Annotated in this window: 27 protein-coding genes; 7 read left to right on the forward strand and 20 right to left on the reverse strand. The window is 40.0% G+C overall.

The annotated features are described in order from the left end of the window. The first annotated feature begins 206 nt into the window (after window positions 1–206). From FLM54_RS09170 to FLM54_RS18850, 4 genes are all read left to right on the forward strand, one after another. Window positions 207–2,129: a PrkA family serine protein kinase gene (locus tag FLM54_RS09170; RefSeq protein ID WP_178956224.1), complete on the forward strand. Its 1,923-nt coding sequence runs from the start codon at window positions 207–209 to the stop codon at window positions 2,127–2,129. A gap of 31 nt (window positions 2,130–2,160) precedes the next feature. Beyond that, a complete protein-coding gene (locus tag FLM54_RS09175) occupies window positions 2,161–3,444 on the forward strand; it encodes a YeaH/YhbH family protein (RefSeq protein WP_178956225.1) in 1,284 nt (427 codons plus the stop codon). 18 nt (window positions 3,445–3,462) lie between these two features. Beyond that, window positions 3,463–4,977, forward strand: a complete 1,515-nt coding sequence (locus tag FLM54_RS09180; protein ID WP_138607375.1) for a SpoVR family protein — start codon at window positions 3,463–3,465, stop codon at window positions 4,975–4,977. Window positions 4,978–5,179: 202 nt separating this feature from the next. Next, the gene (locus FLM54_RS18850; protein WP_256872085.1) at window positions 5,180–5,332 is read left to right on the forward strand and encodes a universal stress protein; all 153 of its coding nucleotides are present in this window, start codon (window positions 5,180–5,182) and stop codon (window positions 5,330–5,332) included. A 10-nt stretch (window positions 5,333–5,342) separates the two neighbouring features. Here FLM54_RS18850 and FLM54_RS09190 read toward each other — a convergent pair whose 3' ends face one another. Further along, entirely contained in the window at window positions 5,343–6,314 is a 972-nt protein-coding gene (locus FLM54_RS09190) for a diguanylate cyclase (RefSeq protein ID WP_010388598.1), read from the reverse strand. A gap of 6 nt (window positions 6,315–6,320) precedes the next feature. After that, the gene (locus FLM54_RS09195) at window positions 6,321–7,325 is read right to left on the reverse strand and encodes a response regulator (RefSeq protein WP_178956226.1); all 1,005 of its coding nucleotides are present in this window, start codon (window positions 7,323–7,325) and stop codon (window positions 6,321–6,323) included. Between the two features lie 220 nt (window positions 7,326–7,545). On the opposite strand from FLM54_RS09195, the gene tpx reads away from it, so the two are divergent. Beyond that, window positions 7,546–8,127 (forward strand): thiol peroxidase, encoded by a 582-nt coding sequence (gene tpx / locus FLM54_RS09200; RefSeq protein ID WP_138607379.1) that lies wholly within the window; start codon window positions 7,546–7,548, stop codon window positions 8,125–8,127. A gap of 73 nt (window positions 8,128–8,200) precedes the next feature. Here tpx and adk read toward each other — a convergent pair whose 3' ends face one another. The 11 genes from adk to FLM54_RS09250 form a co-directional block, all read right to left on the reverse strand. After that, a complete protein-coding gene (adk, locus tag FLM54_RS09205) occupies window positions 8,201–8,845 on the reverse strand; it encodes an adenylate kinase (protein ID WP_008468042.1) in 645 nt (214 codons plus the stop codon). A 153-nt stretch (window positions 8,846–8,998) separates the two neighbouring features. Beyond that, window positions 8,999–10,912, reverse strand: coding sequence for a molecular chaperone HtpG (gene htpG / locus FLM54_RS09210; protein ID WP_178956227.1), 1,914 nt, complete (start codon window positions 10,910–10,912; stop codon window positions 8,999–9,001). 130 nt (window positions 10,913–11,042) lie between these two features. Beyond that, window positions 11,043–11,756 (reverse strand): RluA family pseudouridine synthase, encoded by a 714-nt coding sequence (locus FLM54_RS09215; RefSeq protein ID WP_178956228.1) that lies wholly within the window; start codon window positions 11,754–11,756, stop codon window positions 11,043–11,045. A gap of 105 nt (window positions 11,757–11,861) precedes the next feature. Then, the gene (recR, locus tag FLM54_RS09220) at window positions 11,862–12,470 is read right to left on the reverse strand and encodes a recombination mediator RecR (protein WP_024602877.1); all 609 of its coding nucleotides are present in this window, start codon (window positions 12,468–12,470) and stop codon (window positions 11,862–11,864) included. Between the two features lie 6 nt (window positions 12,471–12,476). Continuing rightward, on the reverse strand, window positions 12,477–12,803 hold the full coding sequence (locus tag FLM54_RS09225) for a YbaB/EbfC family nucleoid-associated protein (RefSeq protein ID WP_013465191.1): 327 nt from the start codon (window positions 12,801–12,803) through the stop codon (window positions 12,477–12,479). 60 nt (window positions 12,804–12,863) lie between these two features. After that, window positions 12,864–15,179, reverse strand: coding sequence for a DNA polymerase III subunit gamma/tau (gene dnaX / locus FLM54_RS09230; RefSeq protein ID WP_178956229.1), 2,316 nt, complete (start codon window positions 15,177–15,179; stop codon window positions 12,864–12,866). 3 nt (window positions 15,180–15,182) lie between these two features. Further along, on the reverse strand, window positions 15,183–15,728 hold the full coding sequence (gene apt / locus FLM54_RS09235; RefSeq protein ID WP_008109316.1) for an adenine phosphoribosyltransferase: 546 nt from the start codon (window positions 15,726–15,728) through the stop codon (window positions 15,183–15,185). Window positions 15,729–15,883: 155 nt separating this feature from the next. Then, entirely contained in the window at window positions 15,884–16,006 is a 123-nt protein-coding gene (locus FLM54_RS18855) for a hypothetical protein (protein ID WP_008109320.1), read from the reverse strand. A 72-nt stretch (window positions 16,007–16,078) separates the two neighbouring features. After that, window positions 16,079–16,831: a DUF2063 domain-containing protein gene (locus FLM54_RS09240; protein WP_178956230.1), complete on the reverse strand. Its 753-nt coding sequence runs from the start codon at window positions 16,829–16,831 to the stop codon at window positions 16,079–16,081. A gap of 54 nt (window positions 16,832–16,885) precedes the next feature. Further along, the gene (locus tag FLM54_RS09245; RefSeq protein WP_010388581.1) at window positions 16,886–17,743 is read right to left on the reverse strand and encodes a DUF692 domain-containing protein; all 858 of its coding nucleotides are present in this window, start codon (window positions 17,741–17,743) and stop codon (window positions 16,886–16,888) included. 64 nt (window positions 17,744–17,807) lie between these two features. Further along, entirely contained in the window at window positions 17,808–18,179 is a 372-nt protein-coding gene (locus FLM54_RS09250) for a hypothetical protein (RefSeq protein ID WP_185981938.1), read from the reverse strand. Between the two features lie 190 nt (window positions 18,180–18,369). Between FLM54_RS09250 and FLM54_RS09255 the strand changes: the two genes are divergently transcribed. Continuing rightward, window positions 18,370–19,350 (forward strand): tRNA-dihydrouridine synthase, encoded by a 981-nt coding sequence (locus FLM54_RS09255; protein WP_178956232.1) that lies wholly within the window; start codon window positions 18,370–18,372, stop codon window positions 19,348–19,350. Between the two features lie 59 nt (window positions 19,351–19,409). After that, a complete protein-coding gene (locus tag FLM54_RS09260) occupies window positions 19,410–19,736 on the forward strand; it encodes a TraR/DksA C4-type zinc finger protein (RefSeq protein WP_178956233.1) in 327 nt (108 codons plus the stop codon). 14 nt (window positions 19,737–19,750) lie between these two features. Here FLM54_RS09260 and FLM54_RS09265 read toward each other — a convergent pair whose 3' ends face one another. From FLM54_RS09265 to FLM54_RS09295, 7 genes are all read right to left on the reverse strand, one after another. Further along, entirely contained in the window at window positions 19,751–20,794 is a 1,044-nt protein-coding gene (locus FLM54_RS09265; RefSeq protein ID WP_178956234.1) for a hypothetical protein, read from the reverse strand. A 61-nt stretch (window positions 20,795–20,855) separates the two neighbouring features. Beyond that, on the reverse strand, window positions 20,856–22,115 hold the full coding sequence (locus FLM54_RS09270; RefSeq protein WP_138609409.1) for a tetratricopeptide repeat protein: 1,260 nt from the start codon (window positions 22,113–22,115) through the stop codon (window positions 20,856–20,858). Window positions 22,116–22,126: 11 nt separating this feature from the next. Continuing rightward, on the reverse strand, window positions 22,127–22,741 hold the full coding sequence (locus tag FLM54_RS09275) for an energy transducer TonB (protein WP_138609411.1): 615 nt from the start codon (window positions 22,739–22,741) through the stop codon (window positions 22,127–22,129). Then, window positions 22,741–23,145 carry an ExbD/TolR family protein gene (locus tag FLM54_RS09280; protein ID WP_138609413.1) on the reverse strand — a complete coding sequence of 135 codons (405 nt, stop codon included), beginning with the start codon at window positions 23,143–23,145 and terminating at the stop codon, window positions 22,741–22,743. The genes FLM54_RS09275 and FLM54_RS09280 overlap by 1 nt, the downstream gene beginning before the upstream one ends. Before the next feature lie 14 nt (window positions 23,146–23,159). Then, complete coding sequence (locus tag FLM54_RS09285; RefSeq protein WP_004588135.1) at window positions 23,160–23,684, reverse strand: MotA/TolQ/ExbB proton channel family protein; 525 nt, start codon at window positions 23,682–23,684, stop codon at window positions 23,160–23,162. Then, window positions 23,684–25,048, reverse strand: coding sequence for a MotA/TolQ/ExbB proton channel family protein (locus FLM54_RS09290; RefSeq protein WP_010388563.1), 1,365 nt, complete (start codon window positions 25,046–25,048; stop codon window positions 23,684–23,686). The genes FLM54_RS09285 and FLM54_RS09290 overlap by 1 nt, the downstream gene beginning before the upstream one ends. A gap of 6 nt (window positions 25,049–25,054) precedes the next feature. Further along, on the reverse strand, window positions 25,055–25,825 hold the full coding sequence (locus FLM54_RS09295) for a DUF3450 domain-containing protein (protein ID WP_013465204.1): 771 nt from the start codon (window positions 25,823–25,825) through the stop codon (window positions 25,055–25,057). Window positions 25,826–26,292 lie beyond the last annotated feature (467 nt).

Raw genomic sequence — 26,292 nt, forward strand, 5'->3', positions numbered from 1 at the left:
AGTTTAATATTAGTTTTAAAAAGACGCTTAGGCGTCTTTTTTTATGCCCGCTACTTTATTTGATTATGGTTGTACGTAGGTTGTTTTATAAAAGCGCATCTTGATCATTTTTCATATAAATTTTTAATTTTATTGCACAAAAAATGAAATTCGTGACTAGACTTTAAATAGTGAATACATCTTCAAAGTAGGTTTCGGAGGTCATTATGACTATTTTTGATCACTACCAAGCACGTTATGAATCAACACAAGAAGAAGAGTACAGTGTTGCTGAATTCCTCGAAATTTGTAAAACCGATAAGTCTGCTTATGCCAGTGCACCTGAAAGGTTACTGATGGCCATTGGCGAGCCTAAAATGGTAGATACTGCTACCGATACTCGCCTAAGTCGCTTATTTTCAAATCGTGTTGTTGCACGTTACCCAGCATTTGCTGACTTTTATGGCATGGAAGACGCTATTGAACAAATTGTGTCTTATCTAAAACATGCAGCACAAGGCTTAGAGGAGTGTAAACAAGTACTTTATTTACTCGGCCCTGTGGGTGGTGGTAAGTCATCAATTGCCGAAAAATTAAAGTATTTAATGCAACAAGTGCCTATCTACTCCATTAAAGGCTCACCAGTTAATGACCATCCGCTGGCATTATTTGACCCCATTGAAGATGCAAACCTGCTCGAAAAAGAATATGGAATTAAGTCACGCTACCTTAAAACAGTGATGTCGCCATGGGCCGCAAAACGCTTACAAGAATTTAATGGTGATATTAGCCAATTTAGAGTGGTTAAACGCTTCCCATCAATTTTAAATCAAGTAGCGATTGCTAAAACAGAGCCCGGCGATGAAAACAACCAAGATATTTCGGCTCTTGTAGGTAAAGTAGATATCCGCCAGCTTGAACACTTTGCGCAAAATGATCCTGATGCGTACGCTTATTCAGGCGCATTATGTTTAGCTAACCAAGGCTTAATGGAGTTTGTGGAAATGTTCAAAGCACCGATAAAAGTGCTACACCCGCTTTTAACAGCCACACAAGAAGGCAACTATAACGGCACAGAAGGCATAAGCGCCCTGCCATTTAACGGTATGATACTCGCCCACTCCAACGAGTCAGAATGGCAAACCTTTAAAAACAATAAAAACAACGAAGCTTTTTTAGACCGTGTTTATATTGTTAAAGTCCCCTATTGCTTAAGAGTGACCGAAGAAATTAAAATTTACGATAAGCTGATTGAACACAGTGAGCTTTATAATGCTCCATGTGCGCCAGGAACACTTAAAATTTTAGCTCAATTTACCACTCTCTCGCGCTTAAAAGAGCCAGAAAACTCTAGCATTTACTCTAAAATGCGGGTCTACGATGGTGAAACACTCAAAGATACCGATCCAAAAGCTAAGTCATACCAAGAATATCGTGATTACGCTGGTGTCGATGAGGGCATGAACGGTCTTTCAACTCGTTTTGCGTTTAAAATTTTATCTCGCGTATTCAACTTTGATACCACCGAAGTGGCCGCCAACCCAGTACATTTGTTTTATGTACTTGAGCAACAAATTGAACGAGAACAATTTAGTGCCGAGGTTGAAGAGCGTTATTTAAGCTTTTTAAAAGGCTATTTAATTCCACAATATGTTGAGTTTATAGGTAAAGAGCTGCAAACCGCCTATCTAGAATCGTACTCGGAATACGGACAAAATATTTTTGACCGCTACGTTATTTATGCTGATTTTTGGATTCAAGATCAAGAATATCGCGACCCTGATACAGGGCAATTGTTTGACCGTGATGCGCTTAATGCTGAGCTCGAAAAAATTGAGAAACCGGCAGGTATTTCAAATCCTAAAGATTTCAGAAATGAAATTGTTAACTTTGTACTACGTGCTCGCGCTCACAATAATGGCAAGAATCCGCTATGGACGAGTTATGAGAAACTACGCACTGTTATTGAGAAAAAAATGTTCTCAAACACCGAAGACTTACTCCCTGTCATTTCATTCAATGCTAAAACATCGGCTGAGGATCAGCAAAAGCATGAGGACTTTGTTAACCGTATGGTTGAAAAAGGCTACACGAAAAAACAAGTGCGTTTGCTATCTGAGTGGTATTTACGGGTTAGAAAATCGCAATAACCTTCATAATTGCAGTTTTTAGGAGGTCATTATGGCGCATTTTATCGACAGGCGTTTAAATGGCAAAAACAAAAGCACAGTTAACCGCCAGCGTTTTATTAGGCGTTATAAAAAGCAGATAAAAGAAGCGGTGTCTGATGCGATAAATAAACGCAGCGTCACCGACTCTAGCTCTGGAGAGAGTATATCTATTCCACAGCGTGATATTAGTGAACCTACTTTTCATCAAGGTAGAGGCGGTAATAGAGAGCAAATACATCCAGGGAACGATCAGTTCTCTACTGGTGATAAAATTGAGCGACCTAAAGGTGGACAAGGCGGTGGCGCGGGCGAAGGTAAAGCGAGTGATTCTGGCGAAGGCCAAGATGATTTTGTTTTCTCAATTTCTAAAGACGAATATCTTGATTTGTTATTTGAAGATTTAGAACTCCCTAATTTACAAGAAAACCAGCTCGATAAGCTCGTACAAATGAAAACCCATCGCGCTGGGTTTTGCAGCGACGGTATGCCCAGTAATATTGACGTAGTGCGCTCATTACAAGGCTCTTTAGCTCGTAGAATTGCAATGACCGCAGGAAAAAAGCGCCGCCTTAGTGAACTTGAGGGTCAACTCGCGCTACTGCTTGAACAACCACACTGCGACAAAGCCGCTGTGACATTGTTGCAACAAGAAATCGACATTCTAAAGCAGCAAATTAAATCGGTACCCTTTATTGATAACTACGATTTGCGTTTTCGTAACTACAATAAACAACCGCACCCAACCAGCAAAGCAGTAATGTTTTGTATAATGGATGTATCCGGTTCAATGGATCAAGCCACCAAAGACATGGCAAAACGCTTTTATATTTTGCTTTATCAGTTTTTAACTCGCAGCTATAAAGACATTGAGGTTGTGTATATTCGTCATCATACTCAAGCTAAAGAAGTTGATGAACAAGAGTTTTTTTACTCCCAAGAAACGGGCGGTACTATCGTTTCAAGTGCGCTTAAGCTGATGAATGAAATAATAGCAGAGCGCTATAATGCTGATGAATGGAATATATACGCAGCACAAGCCTCTGATGGTGATAACTGGGCAGATGATACCCCGCAATGTGGGCATATTTTACGTAACAAACTGTTAAGCGCAGTGCGATATTTTGCCTATATAGAAATTACTACCCGCGCCCACCAAAGTTTATGGCGCGAGTACCAAAGCATAAGCCAAACTCACAGTAATTTTGCCATCCAACATATTCAAGGTGTTGAAGACATTTACCCTATATTTAGGGAGCTATTTAAAAAAGGCCGTCAACAGCAAGGGGCTGCATAGCCAAAGCGAGGTAGCAATATGAATAACGAGCGAATCAGTGATGGGCCCGATTGGACCTTTGAGTTACTTCAGCAATATCAAGATGAAATTGCACGTGTTGCTGAGCATTATAAACTAGACACATACCCTAACCAAATTGAAGTGATCACTGCTGAGCAAATGATGGATGCTTACTCCAGTGTAGGCATGCCTATTGGCTATACTCACTGGTCTTACGGTAAAAAGTTTATCCAAACAGAACAAAATTATAAACGAGGTCAAATGGGCCTTGCATATGAAATTGTGATTAACTCCAATCCATGTATAGCTTATTTAATGGAAGAAAATACGCTGCCGATGCAGGCATTGGTTATGGCACATGCGTGTTACGGGCATAACTCTTTTTTTAAGGGGAATTATTTATTTAAAACATGGACTGATGCCGGTTCTATAATTGACTATTTATTGTTTGCTAAAAATTATATTAGCCGCTGTGAAGAGAAATACGGTATTTCTGAAGTAGAAAGCATACTCGACTCTTGCCATGCGTTAATGAGTTATGGTGTTGACAGGTATAAACGTCCGCAGCGTATTTCGTTATTTGAAGAACAAAAACGCCAGCAAGAACGGGCTGAGTACTTACAATCACAAGTTAATGAACTATGGCGTACCATTCCCTCTCAGCAGCAAGAATCGAAAAAGCCTGAGCGCCACTTTCCGCAAGAGCCGCAGGAAAACATTCTGTATTTTATTGAAAAAAATGCTCCTTTACTTGAGCCATGGCAACGAGAAATCGTGCGTATTGTGCGAAAAATATCGCAGTACTTTTATCCGCAAAAACAAACACAGGTTATGAATGAAGGTTGGGCCACTTTTTGGCACTACACTATTTTGAACCACTTATATGATGAGGGAAAACTAACCGACTCATTTATGTTAGAGTTTTTACAAAGCCATACAAATGTTGTGTATCAACCCCCTTATAATAGCGATTATTACTCAGGTATTAACCCCTATGCGCTGGGTTTTAATATGATGGTAGATATACGCCGAATTTGTGAAAACCCGACAGAAGAAGATAAACGCTGGTTTCCTGAACATGCTGGTAGTGACTGGCTTGAAACTCTTCACTTTGCAATGCAAAACTTTAAAGATGAAAGTTTTATTAGCCAATTTTTATCACCTAAACTAATTAGAGACTTTAAATTGTTCACTATCGTCGACCACACCAGCAACCCACATTTAGAAATAGGCGCTATTCATGACGATAATGGCTACAAAGCGGTTAGAGAGGCACTTTCTGCACAATATAACCTTAGTAATCATGAACCTAACATACAAGTTTACGATGTAGACTTACGTGGCGATCGCTCATTAACCTTGCGATATATTCCTCACAACGCCATTCCACTGGCCAACTCCCATGAGGAGGTATTAAAACACCTTTACAGACTATGGGGCTTTAGGGTAAAACTTGAACAGGAGTCAAATTCTGGTGATATTTCAACCATTGGTCAATGCCCAATGGATGATTCACGCCATACAACAGAGTAAAAAAATGCAGAGCGAACCGATTGTGAGTTTTATGTAAGTTACACTGTCTATATTTCTCCAATATTAAGAGATTTAGGCTTGGTTTTTTCTAAGGAACAGCTCGTTAATGCGTTTGAGAAACGACCACAATAGCAGCAGGCCCTTATAACTGATAATAACTTACGCGATAAGCTTCATATTAAAGCGGGGGTTACCCGAGGAGGTGATCTCAAGCTTAGCGGCTAAGATTAATGCTGATTTAGTGATTATAGGCTCTGTAGGAAATATAGGGATTAAAGCTAAGCTCATTGGTAATACTGCAGAAAAAATAATGCGTTTGTTCAACGTTGATTTAGTTATTTTAACTCCCAATTAAAAAATGATGCTTACGCATCATTTTTTATATCAGCATATACCGACACTTTATTTCGACCGGTTTCTTTTGAATGGTAAAGTGCTTTATCGGCAGCTTCAATCCAACGCTCATGATCTTTAAATTCGTTGTCAAAGCAGGCAATACCCACACTAATGGCCATATGCATAGTGTGCTCTTTGTATTTCGCTGGTGAGGTTTCGATTAATTGGCGTAAGCGCTCAGCAAATACGATAGCCCCTTGTTTATCGGTATCTAATAAAGTAACAACAAACTCTTCACCGCCGTATCGCCCAGCAATATCAGTTTCACGCAATGCAGTTTTAAGTAAACTCGCTATATGACGAAGAGCTTCATCTCCCGCACTATGACCAAAGTCATCGTTTACCTTTTTAAAGTGGTCGATATCAAAAATTAATAACGAGCAACAACCTTCACTACGCTTAGTGCGTAAAAATTCTTGATGTAGTAAATGCTCCCAATGTCCTCGGTTTGCAAGCTGGGTAAGGCTGTCAGTTTGGCTTACTTGCTCTAATTTTTTGTTTAACTCTTCAAGCTCTTTTTTGTTAACTGCAATATCTGTTACATCGTAGATAATAATACAAATATGCTCAACTTCGCCTCGTACATTCGTAAGTGGAATAAACGTGGCGTTTTGATACATATAATCAGCTTTACCTGTTATCGGCCGATAATTTTTAAAACGAAAAATATACGGCTGCTGTTCCCAGATAGTAAATGAGCGATTTTTTAATACAAACACTGACTCAGCTTTACTTCTAAACCATTTTTCATCTATGGCTGGGAATAGATCAAACAAGTCTTTATCTTTTACTGCACTAGGTAATAACCCAGAATGGTTTTCCATAAAACCATTCCAAACGCACACCTTGTAGTCTCTATCAAGCACCACAAGGCCTACATCAACAGTATTGAACATGTCCATTAACCAATGGATTTCATTTAAATCTAAATCAGCTGGCATAAATATTTAATCTTCCAGTAGATAAGCAACTTTATATTTCAAAGTTTTAAGTGAATCTTCAGTAAAGAGCAACATTAAATCACAACTAATATCATGATTTTCAATACCGTAACTAATTTCTATGGCAAGTGTTCGTTGCCAACGCGACTTATTAGACTGAACAAGTTCAGAAACATCACGATGCTGGCCCAATACAATGGGGTGGCCTTGACTAAAGGTCATATCGAGCTGTTTGGACAAGCCTGTTAATATAGCGCCAATTAAGATGTTACTCACATCCATTAGCAACTCTAACTCCACCTTGTCGTTTAATTCACCTTCGTAATTCATTAGTGAGGCTATTTCTTTAAAACTAGAATCATTTAAAAGTAATAACGCCTCACCAGATACCCCGCCGCCTATAAAGCCTTGGCAAATACCTGATGTAGTGTCATTGGTATCAACAGAGCTTAAGGCCATGTTAAGCTCACTGACTTCTAAAACATTAACATTAGGAATGGGTAACTTAACAAATACATTAAGCAGTCTTGCGAGTAGATCCCCAGCTTGGCCCATAGCGACATTAGTCAACTCTTGATATATATCACGAACATCAGGGTCAACTTGTTCACCTAAAGAATGAGATAAGCGTTCACGCAGTGCTCTATCTCGTATACCATGGTGTTCTATAATGGCAGCGAGCTTTTCGGGGGAACATGGTTTTTGAATAAAATCGATGGCGCCAAGCTCAAGTACACGCTGATGTGCGCTAGGTTGAATATCGCCCGATACCACCACAGTAAGTACGTCTAGCCCCTGATCTTTCATTGCTGCCAGTACGCCATAACCGTCCATCTCTGGCATATTTAAATCAAGAAAAAGAATTTCAGGTTGGGCTTTGGTTATTTGTTTTATGCAGTCTACACCGTCACATGCAAATTCAATTTTAATATCCCAATCATCGGGCAAGGAGCGAGCTAACTGGCGTCGTGCTAATTTTGAATCATCACATATTAAAACCGATGTTGACATACAATCTCACTATTTTAAAACGGGGTGCAATTTTAAGCGTTTAGAACAAGCCACAGGTACATAAAAAAACAATACCTATTTCCTATACGTATATAGTAATCAATGTATCGCCTATTTACAATTTTAGGCAAAAATAAAGCTATGGATTATTCTGCTTGGTAACTTATCTACATTATAATACACTCACAATTATTACGTTAATTTAAAAGGAAAAAATTCCATGCGTCGTACATTAGCTTTTGCATTAAGCCTATTTTGCTGTGCAAGTTTTGCCGCAGATTTACCCGAAAACAAACTCGATGCAGGAAGAGTAACCGCACAAGGTAAGCCAGTGACCTTATTAGGGAAAGGCCTTACTGTCGGTGAAGATGCCCCTAATTTTAAAGTAGTTGATGAGCGTTTCACTGCAGTTACATTAGAAAACTATAAAGGCCAAGCTGTATTAATTAGTGTTGTACCGAGCTTAGATACCGGTATTTGTAGCTTACAAACTAAGCACTTTAATGAAAAAGTCGCCCAACAATTTCCAGGCGTGGCCATGCTCACCATTAGTGCCGATTTACCGTTTGCGCAAAAACGTTTTTGCAAGGCCGAAAATATCGATAAAGTGACGACGCTTTCTGATTCTGTATGGCGTGATTTTGGCCAAAAGTATGGCTTAATAATTAAAGATATGGGCTTACTTACCCGCGCGGTATTTATTTTAGATAAAAGCCATAAAGTTATTTATAAGCAATTAGTTAGTAGTTTATCAACTGAGCCTGAATACGATAGCGTTATTGAAAAGCTTAAAACGCTTTAAGGGTCGAATTTCAAATAATAAAAAACCGCTATAAAGCGGTTTTTTTAATTATGCTTTTAGTTTTAGCTACAAGTTAACCTAAAAGCTCAGCTAGTTGCTTGCTTACTGCTTCAACCGCTTGTGTACCGTCTAGTTTATGGTACTGCGTGTTACCCGCTTTCGCTTCTGCTTGGTAGTAGTCAACCAATGGCATTGTTTGCTCATGGTAAATGCCTAAGCGCTTACGAACTGTCTCTTCGGTATCATCTGCACGAATAATAAGTTCTTCACCTGTTTCGTTGTCTTTACCTTCCTCTTTTGGTGGATTGTAAACAACATGGTAAACGCGACCAGAACCTGGATGAACACGACGTCCGCCCATACGCTCAACAATAACTTCATCAGCAACATCAAATTCAATAACGTGATCAACCACTACGCCATTTTCTTTCATAGCATCTGCTTGTGGAATTGTACGTGGGAAACCATCGAGTAAGAAGCCTTTCTCACAATCTGGTTTTGCAATACGCTCTTTAACAAGGCCAATAATAATATCGTCTGAAATAAGCTGACCTGCGTCCATTACTTTTTTTGCTTCTAGGCCAAGTGGTGTGCCCTCTTTAATTGCAGCTCGTAGCATATCACCGGTAGAAATTTGTGGAATACCGTATCTATCCATTAAAAACTGAGCTTGAGTACCTTTACCTGCACCCGGTGCGCCCAAAAGAATAATGCGCATATCATTGTCCCCTAATATGAGAGTTTATTTTAAAGTCTGAATTCTTCCATAAGCGCTGCAGATACTCAAGTAACTTATACTAATTGTCTATACAGCAGCGCATAAAAAAGGGAACAAACGTTCCCTTTTGACTCAATCATTGATTTTTAATACTTATTTGCTTAAATCAAGCATAAGTTTATTTAAGCGAGTTACAAATCCAGTCGGATCTTTAAGCGTACCGCGCTCTGCAAGTAAGGCTTGGTCTAGTAGTACATGTGACCACTGTGCAAACTTATCTTCGTCTTGCTCATCATTTAAGTGCTTAACCAGTTGGTGCTCTGGGTTTAATTCAAACACAGGCTTAGCCTCTGGAACAGCTTGACCTACTGACTCCATTAGCTTTTGCATTTGCGAGCTCATGTCGTTGTCATCGCTCACTACACACGCTGGTGAGTCAGTTAAGCGGTGAGTGAAGCGTACATCTTTAACATCATCACCTAATGAAGTTTTAATGCGCTCAACTAAACCTGCAACTTCTTTTTCAGACTCTTCTTGTGCTTTTTTAGTTTCTTCGTCATCTAATTTACCTAAGTCTAAATCACCACGGGTAATTGACTGAAATTGCTTTTCGCCAAATTCCGTTAAATGGCTCATCATCCACTCATCAACACGGTCACTTAGTAGTAAAACTTCAATGCCTTTTTTGCGGAAAATTTCTAAATGCGGTGAGTTTTTAGCTGCAATAAATGAGTCAGCAACAACATAGTAAATTTTATCTTGGCTGTCTTTCATACGCTCAATGTATTGTTCAAGCGATACATCTTGAGTGTCTGAATCGGTATGCGTTGAAGCAAAACGTAATAGCTTAGCAATGCTCTCTTTGTTAGCCGCATCTTCTGCTGGGCCTTCTTTCATTACTTGACCAAATTCATTCCAAAACGTTTGGTAATCATCGGCTTTGTTTTTCGCCATACGCTCAAGCATTTTAATAATACGCGACGTACACCCCTTGCGGATAGCTTGGGTCACTTTGTTATCTTGAAGTATTTCACGCGATACGTTTAGTGGTAAATCATTTGAATCTAATAAACCTTTAACGAAACGCAGGTAGCTTGGCATAAACTGTTCAGCGTCATCCATAATAAACACGCGTTGAACATAAAGTTTTAAACCACTTTGGCGCTCACGGTTCCATAAATCAAAGGGTGCTTTTTTAGGAATGTATAACAAACTGGTGTATTCAGTTTTACCTTCAACTTTATTGTGTCCCCAGCTAAGCGGATCTTCCCAGTCGTGGCTTACATGCTTATAAAACTCTTTGTATTCGTCCTCAGAGATTTCTGATTTGTCACGTGTCCACAATGCTGTTGCACGGTTAATGCTTTCCCATTCACCAGGAACAGCTGGAATTTTTTCACCATCTTCACCTTCAGACTCAGGTACTTCTGCCTTGTACATCTGTACTGGTGTAGAAATATGATCAGAGTATTTAGTTACGATACTGCGAAGACGCCACTCATCTGCATATTCACTTTCTTCTTCACGAAGATGTAAAATAATGTCTGTACCACGGCCTTCTTTTTCGATTTCTTGTAGCGTGTACTCGCCTTCACCTTTTGACTGCCATTCAACCGCTGTAGTCTCTCCTGCTTTACGAGTACGAACAGTCACTTCATCAGCAACAATAAATGCTGAGTAAAAACCAACACCAAATTGACCAATAAGCTGTGAGTCTTTACTTTGATCACCAGTTAAGTTTTTGAAAAATTCAGCCGTACCCGACTTAGCAATTGTGCCTAATGAGCTGATCACTTCATCACGCCTCATACCAATACCATTATCAGAAATGGTCACTGTGTTAGCGTCTTTATCTGCGCTTATACGTACGCGTAAATCTGCATCACCTTGATAAAGGTCACCGTTTGAAAGGGCTAAAAAGCGTAGTTTATCGGCTGCGTCAGATGCATTTGATACAAGCTCGCGTAAAAAGATTTCTTTATTTGAATAAAGCGAGTGAATCATTAAGTTTAATAGTTGTTTTACTTCTGTTTGAAAGCCTAATGTTTCTTTTTGTGCTGCAGTCATTTATGTATCTCCAATTTGCAAAGTGTCTGCGTTATGCACTTAATATGGGGGGAGGTGTCAGAACTTCAAGGGAAAAAAGTAAAAAAAGCTGCCAGCAAAAAACAACAATATTATAAAAAACAATATCTGTTCAAAATGGGCTAGCACAGTGTAAATGCATCGGCTTTTGAGTGCTTGGATGATGAAAGTATATATCGCTGGCATGTAACTGCAAACGCGACGCCATCTGCTCACTCTGTTCACTTTTATACAAATCGCAGCCTAAAATAGGATGCCCAATTGCATGACTATGAATACGTAATTGATGCGTTCGACCAGTAACGGGGGTAAATTGCACTAACGTCTTTATTGGTTGAATAAAACGCTTAAGTACTGTGTAGTGTGTTAAGGCCGCTTTGCCTGTGGTGTTACATAACTTAACACGAGGAAAATAGAGTTTGTCTTTAGCAATCGGGTAATTTATTTGTCCGTGGTTATCGCACACTTTTCCTTGTAACATAGCGACATAGCGTTTGCTTATGGTGTGACTTTGAAATTGTTGATTGAGGTTTTTTGCCGAGTCACTATTGAGTGCCACCAGCATAATCCCTGAGGTACCAAAATCTAATCGATGAGGTAACTTTGCTTCTGCAAAGGCAGCTGTTTTACCCTGTTGACCATTGACTAAGCGATAATGAACGGAATCCCAATTTAGTGGGTTTTTACCCGACAAACTCAATAAACCGCTAGGTTTATTGATCACTAAAAGCGCCTCATCTTGATAAATAATTTTTATGTGTTCATGGCAAACAGGTGCGATAAAGTCATCAACAATCACATTAGCACTTTGGGTTATTGCAGCCATACCATCCTTAAACTTTTGTTTATATTGCAATTAAAGCCAACAAAAAAGCCTACAGCATGTATGTAGGCTTTTAAAGTAAGTTCAAATAGTTAAGCTTAAAATAAACTATTCATGGCTGACTAAGCGCCTACCGCTAAATGCATGCATAAGCGTCATTCCATCGACTAAATCAAGCTCACCACCAACAGGAATACCATGAGCAATACGCGATGCACCCACATTGTTTTTGTGGCAAAGCTGAGCAATATAATGCGCCGTTGTTTCGCCTTCAACCGAAGGATTTGTGGCCAAAATGACTTCATTAATACCGCCTTGCGCGAGCTTTTGCTCGAGTACATCAAGGCCAATTTCTTTAGGCCCTATGCCATCAATCGGTGATAAATGCCCCATTAATACAAAGTAAAGCCCTTTGTATTGACCTGTTTGCTCAATGGCCAGTACATCCGTTGGCGATTCAACAACACATAAAATACCACTGTCTTGGCGTTTAGTGCTTAAGCAAATATCACACTGCGCCTGCTCGGTAAATGTGCGGCACGATTGGCAATGACCTACAGCGCTCATTGCTTTAGTCAAGGCATTACCAAGTTGAGCACCGCCTTTACGGTCGCGCTCTAATAAATGAAATGCAATACGCTGGGCAGACTTCGGGCCAATACCTGGCTGACAACGAAGTGCTTCTATCAGCGATGTTAAACTATCTGAAAGTTGCATAGTTGCTTAGAACGGCATTTTCATACCAGGTGGTAACTGCATACCGCCTGTCACTTTACCCATGCGTTCTTGCGTTTCATCGGCAACACGGCGCACAGCATCGTTACATGCTGCAGCTAATAAATCTTCAATCATGTCTTTGTCGTCTTCCATTAAGCTTTCATCAAGCTCAACACGGCGCACGTTGTGGTTACCAAGCATGGTTACTTTAACTAAACCGGCACCAGCTTCACCAACGACTTCCATTGTTGCGATTTCTTCTTGGGCTTTTTGCATGCGCTCTTGCATTTGCTGCGCTTGCTTCATCATGTTACCCATTCCACCTTTAAACATAATCGTCTCTCTTTCTTTTAATACATTAACTGGAGTATAAATAAGGGCACTGGTCGTTAATTACAATGCCTGAATACTGTTTTCGTCAATTTCAGCGCTAAATAGCTGTTGAAATTGTACTATATTTTCATCGCTGGTGATCACATCAATCGCTTGCTGGTGACGACCTGCATCAATTTTTTGTTGAATCAAATAAGGTGAGTCAATCACCCCGCTAGCAAAATCAATATTAAGCTCAACGTTGTGTCCATAAATACTTGATAACGCCACATTTAACTTTTGACGTAACATTGGCGTATCTAAGTGCTTTTGCGATTCATCCACTTCAATATGGAAATGATTGTCTTGTTTGGTAAAAATTGAATGCAATGCAAACTGGCGCATGCGTCCGCCAAGTCCCATACGCTTTATTAAATAGGCCCACTCGTCTTGTTGATGAGCAAATCTAATTTCACTAATTGGGCTTTGAAAATCATCTGGTACGGGAATACTAGGCTCTTGCTCAACAACAGGTGCTGGTTTTTGCGGGTTAATTTGCTCTAATAGCTCCGGTGCTAAATTTTCAGTAATCGTTTGATGCTTTGCTTTAAAGTCAACTTTACTCGCTGGCTTATTTGCTACCTGAGCTCGGCTCCCCTGTGCTGGGAGCTGAGGCTTTTTTTGCAGGTCATCGCTCACCTCATTATCCCATGGCGGTGGCTGCTGCGATACAGTTTGCGCTTCATTGCTCACCGGGCGACTAAATTCGGATTTTGTCGGTACTGGTTTTTCTTCAGTTGGCTTTTCAATAGCGGCACTTGAAAGCTTACCGGCACCCGAAATGTTTCTATCGCGTAAAATACGCGCTATTGCTGACTGTGCTCGCGCTTCTTGCTCACCCATTGATGACGCAGACTGTTCTGCGTTACTAGTGGCATTTGCTAACTCAGGATTAAACCCTTGATCAACAGCGCTACTCATTACATCATCGTATTGTGCGGCAATGGTTTGTTCTACATCACTGTGCTGCATGTAAGCATCATCTTCGCTTTGACGCTGCGCTTGTTCATCACTTATTACGGGGGTATCGACAATTTGAGGCTGACTTTGTACCGAACTTTGCTCAAGTTGTGTTTGGCTATTATCAGGCTGTGAAACCTCAGGCTCAGCGGCTTTTGTTGGCTGCGTTTGAGGTGTATTACTCTGCGCTGGTTTATTTTTATTTAAAATATCACGCAGTGCATTAGCACGCCCAGCACTATTTTGCTCTGGCGCAGCTTGTGAGCTAGGTTCAGGTTGATTGGTTTGCAACTGCGTAGGTTCAAATGCCAATAACCTGAGCATAATCATTTCGAACCCTAAACGAGGCTCAGGTGCCCATTGTAAATCTTTTTTGCCGTTAAGTAATAGCTGGTAATACACTTGCATTTGTTGAGCATGGGTATGCGCTGCAACATGCTCAATGTAATCGGCGTTATTGCTATCAAGCGCTGCTGCTTCAGGGACTAATTGACTCAATTGAATCACATGCGTTAGCGCAATTAAGTCATCAAGCAGCGCAATGTAATTTGGATTTCGGCTAGCGACTTGTGCAACTTCATTCATCAGTGCTGTGCCATCTTGCGCTAATAATGCCGCAAGTAAGCTCTGACTGTAATGGGTGTCCATTAAACCAAGCATGTCTTGTACAGCTTGATTTTTAATATCACCATTTGTTTGAGCAATCGCCTGATCGGTCAGACTTAATGCATCTCGCATACTACCATCGGCCGCTTTGGCAATAATACTTAGCGCATCATTATCGAAGTTAAGCTGCTCATGGGTAAGCACATGCTCAAGCTGTTGCTTAATCTCAGCTTGCGACAATGCGTTCAGATTAAACTGTAAACAGCGAGATAAAATAGTCACTGGTAATTTTTGAGGATCAGTGGTTGCGAGCAAAAATTTCACATGCTCAGGCGGCTCTTCAAGCGTTTTTAATAACGCATTAAAGCTGTGCTTTGACAACATGTGTACTTCATCGATTAGATATACTTTGTAACGTCCGCGCGTTGGCGCATATTGAACGTTATCAAGTATCTCACGCGTATCCTCAACCTTAGTGCGTGAGGCCGCATCTATTTCGAGTAAATCAATGTAGCGCCCTGCCTCTATATCAACACAGCTACTACATTGACCACATGGTGTGGCAGATATACCTTCATCACAATTTAAGCTTTTAGCAAAAATACGGGCAATGGTGGTTTTACCTACACCACGGGTTCCAGTGAATAAATAAGCGTGATGCAGTCTATTTTGAGTCAGCGCGTTTACCAACGCCTGTTTTACATGAGACTGCCCAACCAATTCATGAAAGGTTTGAGGACGCCATTTTCTCGCTAGAACCTGATAACTCATCGATTATTCGCCTTCGAATTCAACCAATTTTAAAATATTGATGCCCATTTTCTCAATGCGTTGCTCACCACCAAGCTCTGGAAGTGATACAACAAAGGCAGCATCTGTGGCGTTTCCGCCTAATTTTGCAACCAACTTGGCTGTTGCTTCAATTGTACCACCGGTCGCCAACAAGTCGTCAACTAACAAGACTTTATCACCGGCTACAATCGCATCAGTATGAAGCTCTAATGTATCTTCGCCATATTCGAGTTGGTAATCTTGGCGAATAACTTCGCGCGGTAATTTACCTGGTTTACGAACAGGGATAAAAGGAATTCCCAAAGCATAAGATAGCGGAGCACCAAAAATAAAGCCACGCGATTCAGTGCCGATAATTTTAGTAAAACCTTGGTCTTTATAAGCGTCAATAAATGCATCTATGGTTGCTTTAAACGCTTCAGGGTTTGCCATTAGGGTTGTTACATCGCGAAACATAATGCCCGCTTTAGGATAATCAGCAATTGTAGTAATGCTGTTTTTGATAATTGCTGGTGTTACTTGAGTCATAATTTTAACTGCTCAATGATTAATATTACAAAGCAGGTGATTATAACCTTAAGTGGTCGTAAATTGCGAGTTTGCGATAATTATAAAGTGTCGGGAGAGGGAAGTGATAAAAATGTAAGGCTGATGAAAAACAACAGCCTTAAAATAAAACCTGATTAAGTTAAGCTGGTGATCCAACCTAAAATGGCATTTAAACACCCTATTCCAGCAAATACGGCTAAGAATGCAAAAAAGTAAGCCGCATTGAACGGGTCTTTAAAGTCTTTATCATCTGACATGGGTACAACCTTTTATTAAGCACAACAAATAAAGGCGCTATAATAGACGATGTGAAATAATCAATAAAGAGCTTAGTCTTGATTTTTTGTCACTATAATTTGCCGCTGTGCCATAGCTGTTAAGGTACTCAGTGCCCCTTGTGTTATTTGCTCAAGATTAAATTGTGGTGCATTTTCACTAACCTGTTGGCAAACCTGCTCAAACGTACTTCCCGCTTCATTTTCAATAATAGACAGTAGCATGGCGGTCATGGCATTTGTGGCCAAAAATTGCACCTCATCACTCTCATCGCGGTAAACAACAAAGAAATACGGCTGCTCTGAAGGCTGTTGAGGTTGAAACTCTTCACTAATATGTTGCACTGGATAGTCGTAGCTTAAGTTACGCGCTGTTTTAGATAAATACAAAGGAGAGTGAGTAAGCTTATTAGCGCTTAGAGGGAGCTCACGGGGGTCAGCCTTCATTACAGACACGTCAAGCTCAATCCATTCATAATGGGCTAGCGCCAGCATAAATATCGGATCAGACTCTCTAGGTACATAGCTTGTCATTAAATAGGTAATAAATTCTTCACCTATATCTAAAAAATAAGGAGATTGGCAATCATGCTCACTAAAAAATTGACGAACCAGTAATAGCCACTGTTGATCACTATAGAGTGTTTTTAAAACTGGAAATGCCGATGAAACAAAGCCATTAATATTATTAAAAAACAGATCTCGGTAAATAGCCATTCGTCTGTCTTCAACATCGGTTGGACACGGCTGCTTATTAGGCTCTCGAATATGGGCCATAAACTCATTTTGCACATCGATAAAACTCATAATAACGACTCTTATAAAACCCTAAAATAGCAAGTACTTATTAAATTCAAACAGCTAAGCACTTTGTGCTGTTGATAACAACTTAAGGTGCTTTGCCTGTAATTGATGGATTATATCCAGCTCTTTGGTTAACACATTAATAGGCGGAATATTAAAATCTCGCTCTAGCAGTGTGGGAAAAACACCATGTGCTTGATATGCGCTATCGAGCAATTGCCAGACAGGGTCGATAACATCAGCACCATGAGTATCAATAATTAGGTCATCAGCTTCATTGTAGTGACCTGCAACATGGCAATAGGCAATTTTATTAGTTGGTAGCCCACTTAAAAACGCTTGTGCATCATAACCATGATTAATCGAGTTCACATAGATATTATTAACATCTAATAGCAGCTGGCAGTCTGCGTCTTCTAAAATAGCATTGGTAAATTCAAGCTCTGATAGCTGCTGACCAGGGGCACCATAATAAGACACATTTTCCAGCACAAGTGGTCGCTCTAATATATCTTGTACCTGCTTAACCCGAGAAACGACATGTTTTATCGCTTCTTCAGTAAAAGGAATTGGCATTAAGTCATACATATGGCCTTTACCTGAGCAATAGCTTAAATGTTCGCTATAAGCTTTAATATCGTGGTTATCAAAGAAAGATTTTAACGACTTTATAAATTCAATATCAAGCGGCTCAGGCGATCCAATAGAAAGTGACAAACCATGACAAACAAAGTGATTATTATTAGTTAACTGTTTAAATTGCTTTTCAAAGCGCCCACCTAGCTTTAACCAGTTCTCTGGAGCCACTTCCATAAACTCAATTTGTTTTGGTATAGCATGCTCAAGCTCATCTAGCATTTCTCTTCGCAAGCCTAAACCGACCATGCCAAAGTTAGGCGTTTGATTTTGAGCCATAATAAAACCTCATATTAAATAAAAAGGGCCTAATGGCCCTCTCGCTTATCTGAAAAAGAAAAGTTTAGTGGCTACCACCACATTTACCTTCGCCGCACTTGCCTTCTTTTTTGGCCTTAGCATCACCACCACATTTACCTTCGCCGCACTTGCCTTCTTTTTTGGCCTTAGCATCACCGCCGCATTTACCTTCGCCGCACTTGCCTTCTTTTTTCGCTTTAGCGTCGCCGCCACACTTGCCTTCTTTTTTCGCTTTAGCGTCGCCGCCACATTTTCCTTCGCCGCACTTGCCTTCACCAGCGTCTAATTGATAACCAGCTACCATTTGTTGAAACTCAAATGGATTAGCTTGAACATCAGTACTCGCCATACTTGCGCTGCCAACAACCACTGCGCCTAATGTTAATGCAATTGAGTTTTTCTTTATTGTATTCATTTTTAATTACCTTTTAAACTTGTTGAACATCATTATAAAAGTAGACCGGTATTAAACTAAAAACTTTCAAATTTTCTATTTTTTTTGCAAATAAGTTATTTAACTCTCTATGAACGCTAATAAGCGTTTTATGAATTTATGATTTACAGGTAAACTGGCGCTCCTTTTTTAGTAATACATTAATCACACTATGAAACTTATTTTAGCACCCATGGAAGGTGTCGTTGACTTTAAAATGCGGCAACTCCTCACCGACATAGGCGGCTTCGATCTTTGTGTGACCGAATTTATCCGTGTTGTAGATACTTGCCTTCCAGATAAAGTATTCCACCGTTATTGCCCTGAACTTAAAAATGCGGGACTCACTCGTAGCGGTACTCCGGTTCGTATTCAGTTATTAGGCCAAGTAGCCGACGTGTTAGCAGAAAATGCTGTAAAAGCAATTGGCTTAGGCTCTCATGGCGTTGATTTAAACTTTGGTTGCCCCGCAAAAACAGTCAATAAAAGCAAAGGCGGTGCTGTATTACTCAAAGATCCAGAACATATGTACTCGATTATAAAAACGGTAAGGGATGCCGTTGATGATGAGTATGAGGTAAGTGCTAAAATTCGCTTAGGTTTTGATGATGATAGTAATAGCCAAGAAATTGTCGATGCCGTTGTTAGCGCTGGTGCTAACAGCATTGCAATACATGCAAGAACTAAACGCGATGGCTACAATCCACCCGCCTATTGGGAAAAAATTCCCCCTTTGGTCAAAGATAAAAAAATTGCAGTGGTCGCCAATGGCGAAATTTGGCAAATAGAAGATGCTCTTTTATGCCAAAAACGCAGTGGTTGTCGTGATTTGATGATTGGTCGTGGCGCCCTTTCACATCCTGATCTCGCAAGAAAAATTAAAGCGCAAGTTAATAACGAAAGCTACAACGAGCTCACTTGGGAGAATATTTTACACCATATTATTCATTCATCTATGCACCAAACAGCTAGCAAAGATAATAAATATTTTGCATCTCGAACAAAGCAATGGCTTGGTTATTTAAAACGCCAATATCCACAAGCTGGGCTATTATTTGATGAAATTCGTCGTTTAAAAGCAAAGGATGAGGTAGCCGAAGTATTAAAGAAATATGCGAAAGCGCCACAATTTGATGCAAATCATAACACCTAAACAAATCTAAATAGATAATAGCAGTATCACTACAAATTAACTTAAGGGTTATACTGCTAATGCATCATCAGCAACGACTAAACGATGAAATAGAAAGTGTTAAAGCAACGATATTAGGTTTGTTGTCACAATCAACTCACCCTACACATCAAAACTTGTTCTGCATCCTAACCCAAACATCTAATGAAGAGTGGCTTGATTTAGCAGCTCAACAATTAGGTAATGAGTATAATCCGTTAATTGAACGAATGAACAAGCTTGAAGCAGCAATTAGTCAAATAGATATTGGTCAATATGGCTACTGCTGTGACTGTGAAGAGAAAATATCAGAGCAGCGCTTAGAAAGAGACCCTGCTGCTCAGCGGTGTGATAAGTGCGCTAAGTAGTAGCGCACTTAAGTTTAATTGAGTAATTGCGGTGCAAAACTAAATGATTGCCCTGGATAAAAAATAATATCCTCAACTAATATCCTCGCATCTTCTTCACTAATATTTAAACGTTTTAGTAAATTTAAGCGCGCTTGCGATAATGTCCACGCGTGGTAATGCACCCCAAGATCAGTTTCCATCATCGCTAAATAGAGCCGCTTATTTGCAGCCGTTAATTGCTTATTGTTAGCACGTTGAGGTAATAGCATGTAACCCGTTGACCAATCTAAACCTAATACTTGCGTTTTTTTTAAAAATGTTTCGCTAAGCTGCGATACATCAGAGATACCCACCGTTATTAGCTCGGTTGAGCTTTGCATTGTTTTAAATTTACTATCTATAAGGCTTAGCCACTCAAGCGGCGAAAGTACATCATTTGCAAAATAATTTAGTTTACTTTGGTACCACTGGCTGCCATTTGCAAGACCAGACAACCCAATGCTGCCTCTGGGCTTATACTGCGTTAAGTAATTATTTAATACACTCAGAGACTCATTAAGCTCAATAGGTGTGTCAGTACTATTAATTGCTTGCTGCACATAGTGCTTTAAATAATTATGCTCTATTTTATTAAGCTTTAAGTTACTTTGCTCAGCGGCTTGTAGCTGTGATTTAACAAATATCAGCCACTGCTCAATGTTTTTATACTGAGCATCATTTTTAACTATCGAAAGCATGTTTGATAACACATCAGTGTGTGCAGGCCATGCAAAATAACGCTCTGGAAACCGCTCAGCAATCACCAAATAATTTACTTGATGGGTTTGCGCAGAAGATAACTTCATTTGCATTAGCTGCTGGTAAATAGCGTGGCGACGCGCTAAATATGAATCAGTAAAAGGCAGTTGTTCGTTACTGAGCCCTGTACTGTTTAAGTTCTTTTGTGCACTTAAAGCCGTATTAAGTGATATTAACGCGCTTTGTGCCTCTTCATAAGATGAAAACAAATCAGCTGGCTTTGAGCATGATGCTAAAAGCAAACAAAAGAGCAATGAAATAATAGGCGTTCTGTTCATGTTAATTCCAATAAAAAAAGCCCCAATGGGGCTTTTTAAAAATACTAGAGTACATTAAATATTAAATTTTAACACCGTTGCGAGCGGCTTTATCTTTAATATATGTAGCCCAACCTTTTGCAAATCTACGTGTGGTTGGATCGTCCATAGCTTTAGTAATAGCGGCATGTGCTTGCTTATACTTGCCTTGGTAGTAAAACGCTTCAGCTAGATCTGAATATATAGTACCTTTTTTGTCAGAGCCAAGCTCTAACGCTTTGTTCAAACGAACAACGGCAGCACTAAATTTTTCAGATTGTAGAAGTAATGAACCGGCTTTGCGATAAAGCTCAGCGTCATTATCAAATTTAGCAGCTTCTTCGTAGTACTTAGCAGCCTTCTCTATATCTTTCGAACGATGGTAGTTACTAGCAATCGCACTCATGTTTTGCTTAGTGCGTTTAACTTTTTCTTCTTTAACGGCCTTTTCAAGCGTTACAGCTGCTTTATAAGGAATTTCATTTAAAGAATAGAAATTAGCTAGAACTTTGTATTCAACTTCGTTTTCAAAGTAACCGTTCTTGTAAGCAACTTCCATAGTTGCTAGGCCTTTTTTGTATTCTTCGGTTTGTAAATAATACTTACCTAAGCCTACCCAAGACTTTTTGTCTTCAGGCCATACACGAACGATTTCTTCAGCGACTTTAACCATATTTTGATATTGCTTTTGCTCAAAATAGGCAGCTAATTTAAGTTGATAAGGAGCTTTATTAGGCTCTTTTGCTAACTTAATTGCTTTGTTTGCCGGCTCGAGAACCTCATTAAACTGTTTAAGCTCATAGCTTGCTTGCGCAATACGAGTGTAAACTTTTGGGTCTTCTTCGCCTGTAAAGTCCATCCAATCAGAATATGCTTGCTTTGCGGCATTGTACTGTTCAGTACCTGCATACATGTCACCTAAGGTTTTTAAACCTTGAGCCTGATCGGCAAAGTTTAATACATCTGGTGCAATCGCTGCTTTCATATACTTAATAGCGACTTTGTACTGCTCTTTTTGAGCATACATGCTGCCTAAGTAACGATTAACAGTTGCTTTGTCAAAGTCGTTAGACGGATCTAACTCTTTTAATAAAGCAATTGCACCATCAACATCATCTTCATTATACAAATCAAACGCTTTAATTACTTTTTTACCAGTACGTTCGCCCATGATTTTAGTTTTTGCTTTCTTACGCTCTTCAATTTTCGCGTAATCTGGCGCCGCTAAAACAGGTGCAGTTAATGCTGCACCTGACACAGACATAAGAATTGCAAGTGCAGTTACTTTAGAAAAATTTCTCATTACTCGCCTCCTTAGTTGCCTTGGTTAAGTTTAAAGTCTAGTTGAACTTGTAAACCAACTTGCTTTTGTGGTTTGCCGTCAATGATCTTAGGACGGTATTTCCACTTGCGCAATGCACGTTTAGCTTCACGGTCAAAGATACGTTTTGGATCTGCGTCGATTACATCAACGTCAGTCACACCACCTAACTCATCAATTGTGAATGAAAGTTGAACCCAACCTTCTTTACCATCACGTGCTGCTTGTGTTGGATATTTTGGTTCAATACGAACGATCGGTGTCGCATCACCATCTCGTCCAAATGCACCTGGACCACTCAGTCCACCAGCCGTGCTTCCCACATCGATGCTTGGCATATTAAACGACAAACTCGTACTTGGGTTGCTATTTTCCGGCTGTGGCGGCTGCGGTTTAGGCGGCTGCTTTGGCGGTGGCGGAGGCGGAGGCGGTACACGCTTCCTCTCCTGCACCTTAGATTCAGGCGGATTCGTCATAATTTCGACTATGATCTGCTCTTTTTGTTCCGTATTACGGTCAGCCCCACCAGAGATGAGGTATGCCATGAAGTAGAACAAGCCGAAAGTAACTGCCCCACCTGCAATCAGTGAAAACAGAAAACGAATCATTACTGATCTCCAGCTATTGAAATTCTCAGGTTATCACCTGTCGCTTTAATCTGGTCCATAACTTTAACCACTGTGCCATGTTTTGCTTCTTTGTCAGCTTGCAAAATTACAACATCTGTAGGTTGTTCTGCTAATAAACTTTCAATTTTTGCTGAAACACGTTCAACATCAACTTGCTGTTTATCAATCCAGATTGCACCGTCATTACGAATAGCAATAAAAATATTAGCATTTTTTTGCTTCGTAGCTTGGGCAGCTTTTGGTTTATTGACCTCGATACCAGCCTCTTTAACGAACGATGTAGTTACGATAAAGAAAATAAGCATGATAAATACGATGTCAAGCATTGGCGTCATATCTACCGCTGCTTCTTCTTCTTCACGAAAACGTTGTTTACGTGCCATATTTAATTCTCTCTCTAGTGATGAGGCATACTATCTACAAGTTTGGCTTTCACCATTCTCGCTCTTGCCTCAAGGCGTGAGCTAAAGAATACCCCAGATAGTGCCGCAACCATTCCAGCCATTGTTGGGATTGTTGCCATTGATATGCCTGATGCCATTAAACGTGCATTACCTGTACCTTGGGTTGCCATGGTTTCAAAAACCGCGATCATACCCGTAACAGTGCCAAGTAAGCCTATTAAAGGACATACAGCTACTAATGTTTTAATCAACAACATACGCTGATCTAATTTTTCAGACGCTTCAGAAATCCATGCTTCACGGATTCTGTGTGCGTACCAAGACGTAGTGTCTTGGCGGGCATCCCACTTGGCTACAATATCCTTCGTTAAACGAGGAAATTCAGCAAGTAGGAACCAATAGCGCTCAATCATTAAAACCCACATAAGAAAGAGTGCTATCGCGACCACGTATAAAACCTGGCCGCCTGTGCCAACAAAATCCCTGATAGATTCCCAGATCTCCATCAGGACTAGCATTAGGCTTTCTCCTTCTCCGCGTGAGTCGCGATGATACCCGCGCTTTGCTCATCAAGGATGTGTAATACCGACTTACTACGACCTGCAACAATAGAATGAAGTAGGATAAGTGGTAGAGCTGCAATTAGACCTAGCGCTGTAGTTACAAGTGCTAGAGAGATGTTACCAGCCATGATCTTCGGATCGCCCGTACCGAACAATGTGATTGTTTGGAACGTTAGGATCATACCGATTACCGTACCTAGTAGACCTAGTAATGGTGCGATAGCAGCAAGGATCTTGATGATGTTAATACCCGCTTCGATGCGTGGCGTTTCACGAAGAATCGCTTCATCCAGTTTAAGCTCAAGGTTTTCAACATCTTGGTTTTTGTTGTCAGAGTACACTTTAAGAATACGACCCAGTGGGTTATTTGTATTCGGTGTAGACAAGTTCTTAAGCTGACCTTTGATCTTAGAAGTAGTAAGCGCTAAATCAACGAAACGTACTAAGAAGATTAAAAGACCTACAACAAGTAATACTGTGATGATGTAACCAACTTCAGCACCTTGCTCGTAGTACTCCATAAGAGACTTTTTCTGAGTGTTAATACGTAAAATTGCACCACGTGTAGGATCCACGTACACGCCAGCATAGTTATCAGCTGAAGTACCTTCTAAATCAGAAATACCTTTAAGGATATAGCTGTCAGGTTGCTTACCTAGAGGCTGAATAGATTTAGTCTCTGGTGAGTAGATTAAGTATCCGTCGTCTGTAACTAAGTTGAAGTTACCGATACGTGTTACTTTTTTCATAGACGGGTTACCGTCAAGACCAGCAACTTCAGTTTCAAACGTTGAAACTTTTGCTGATTCAGTCATTTCTGTTTGAAGTGAAATCCAAAGTTCTTCTAGTTCACGAACAGTTGGAAGTTCTTTAGCTGCTGCTAATGAACGAAGTACTTCAGCACGACCTGGTTTTTCAGCACTTACTAAAGATGCTTCAATTGAACCAATCGCGTCAGCTGCTGCACGACGAACAACACCAAACATTTCACCTAACGTACCTTGAGCGTTTTGAAGAGCTTGCTCTTTTTCCGCTAGAGTATTTTCGTTTTGTGCATATTCTTTGCTAAGACGATCACCACGTGCTTTTTCAGCAGCTAGTTGGCTTTTCGCTTTGTTAAGTAACGCTTGCTTATCAGCACGATCTGACAAGAACTCTTGTTCACGTTGCTTATTGATTTTTCCTTCAGAGATACGCTCTTGCTTTACTTGCTCAAGAATTTTATCTAAAGCGTCAGTATTTGCATGTGCATTAAGCGCGGTACCGGCAGAAACAGACAGTACTGCTGCAACAGCAAAACCTTTAAATAGTTTCTTCATTATTGATTACTCCGCGCCAAAAATTGGTAGTTTAACAAGTTCTAGTGTCGCTTGCTTACGTGCCATACGGATCACTTCTTTAACAGGTTTTAGGTATTCTTCACCTAATTCTTTCCACTGTTTAGTGTTGTTATCCCACACCCAAGCGTGTTTTAGATCGAATGATTGCGCTACGTAAGTAATACGACCTAAACGACCGATATCTACGTTAATGCTACGACCATCAACATCTAAAGTACCTTGAGAAGCAGTTACAGCTGAGCTGTATGCTGTTTCAACAGTGTACGCTTCAAGAACCTGACGGAACTTTTCAGACGTTGTTACAGATGCAGATGCCATGATCTCACGTAATCTTTCAACGCGTCCAAGACGAGTTTCAAGGTTAAATGGAACGTCCGCTTTGATGAATTGCTCAAGCGTATCGATCATGCGATACATCAAAGGCACAACGTTTTGTTTAGTGTTATCGATAGTCGCGATTTGACGATCGAACGATGCGATAGACGCGTTTTGGTCTGCGACCAAACGTGCTACGTGATCGTTGTACACTTTCATAAGTTCAGTCTCATCAACGATGCTACGGTACTCAGCGATTAGCTCCTGAGTTTGACCATATACATTGTCAATTTTAGTTTGAGACTTAACCGCAGCCTTTTGAATTGTTTGACCTGCTTTTTGCACGTCATTCAAAGGATCTGCAATCACATTGCTGCTTGCAAATGCAAAAGCGCCAACCAACGCAGTTGCTACAAGACTCTTTCTGATTTTAACAGACATAGTTCCCAACCAATTAAGTAATGTTACTTTTATAATTTAATTATCAACCCGCTAAGGGGAAGACAACCCTGATATCTTTTAATAGATATCAACTTACCAATAATGCTAAATGCATCATGTCATGTCAACTTCATGTTTAGCATAACCTATAAATAAATCAGCTTGTTTGTAAGATATTTACTGGGCTTGAACAAAAAAATTAACATTATTATAACTAACGTGATAAACACAATTTCTGCAAGCCCTGATATAGTAAGAATAACGATAACCACCACTGTTAATGTAAACAAAAATATAACATTTAAAATTAACTTAATCGTTGCTGAAAAAAAATTAAAAATAAGCTAATTTTCTGTCCCGAATATTCATTTCGAAGGTTTTTTAACGCTTTTTACACAAAAAATACAGCTAATCGTTATTATTAGGTTATTCATCGCATAATAATAATGACGTGCAGATTTAATAAA

This window comes from Pseudoalteromonas sp. Scap25 (genome assembly GCF_013394125.1).
Lineage (GTDB): Bacteria > Pseudomonadota > Gammaproteobacteria > Enterobacterales > Alteromonadaceae > Pseudoalteromonas.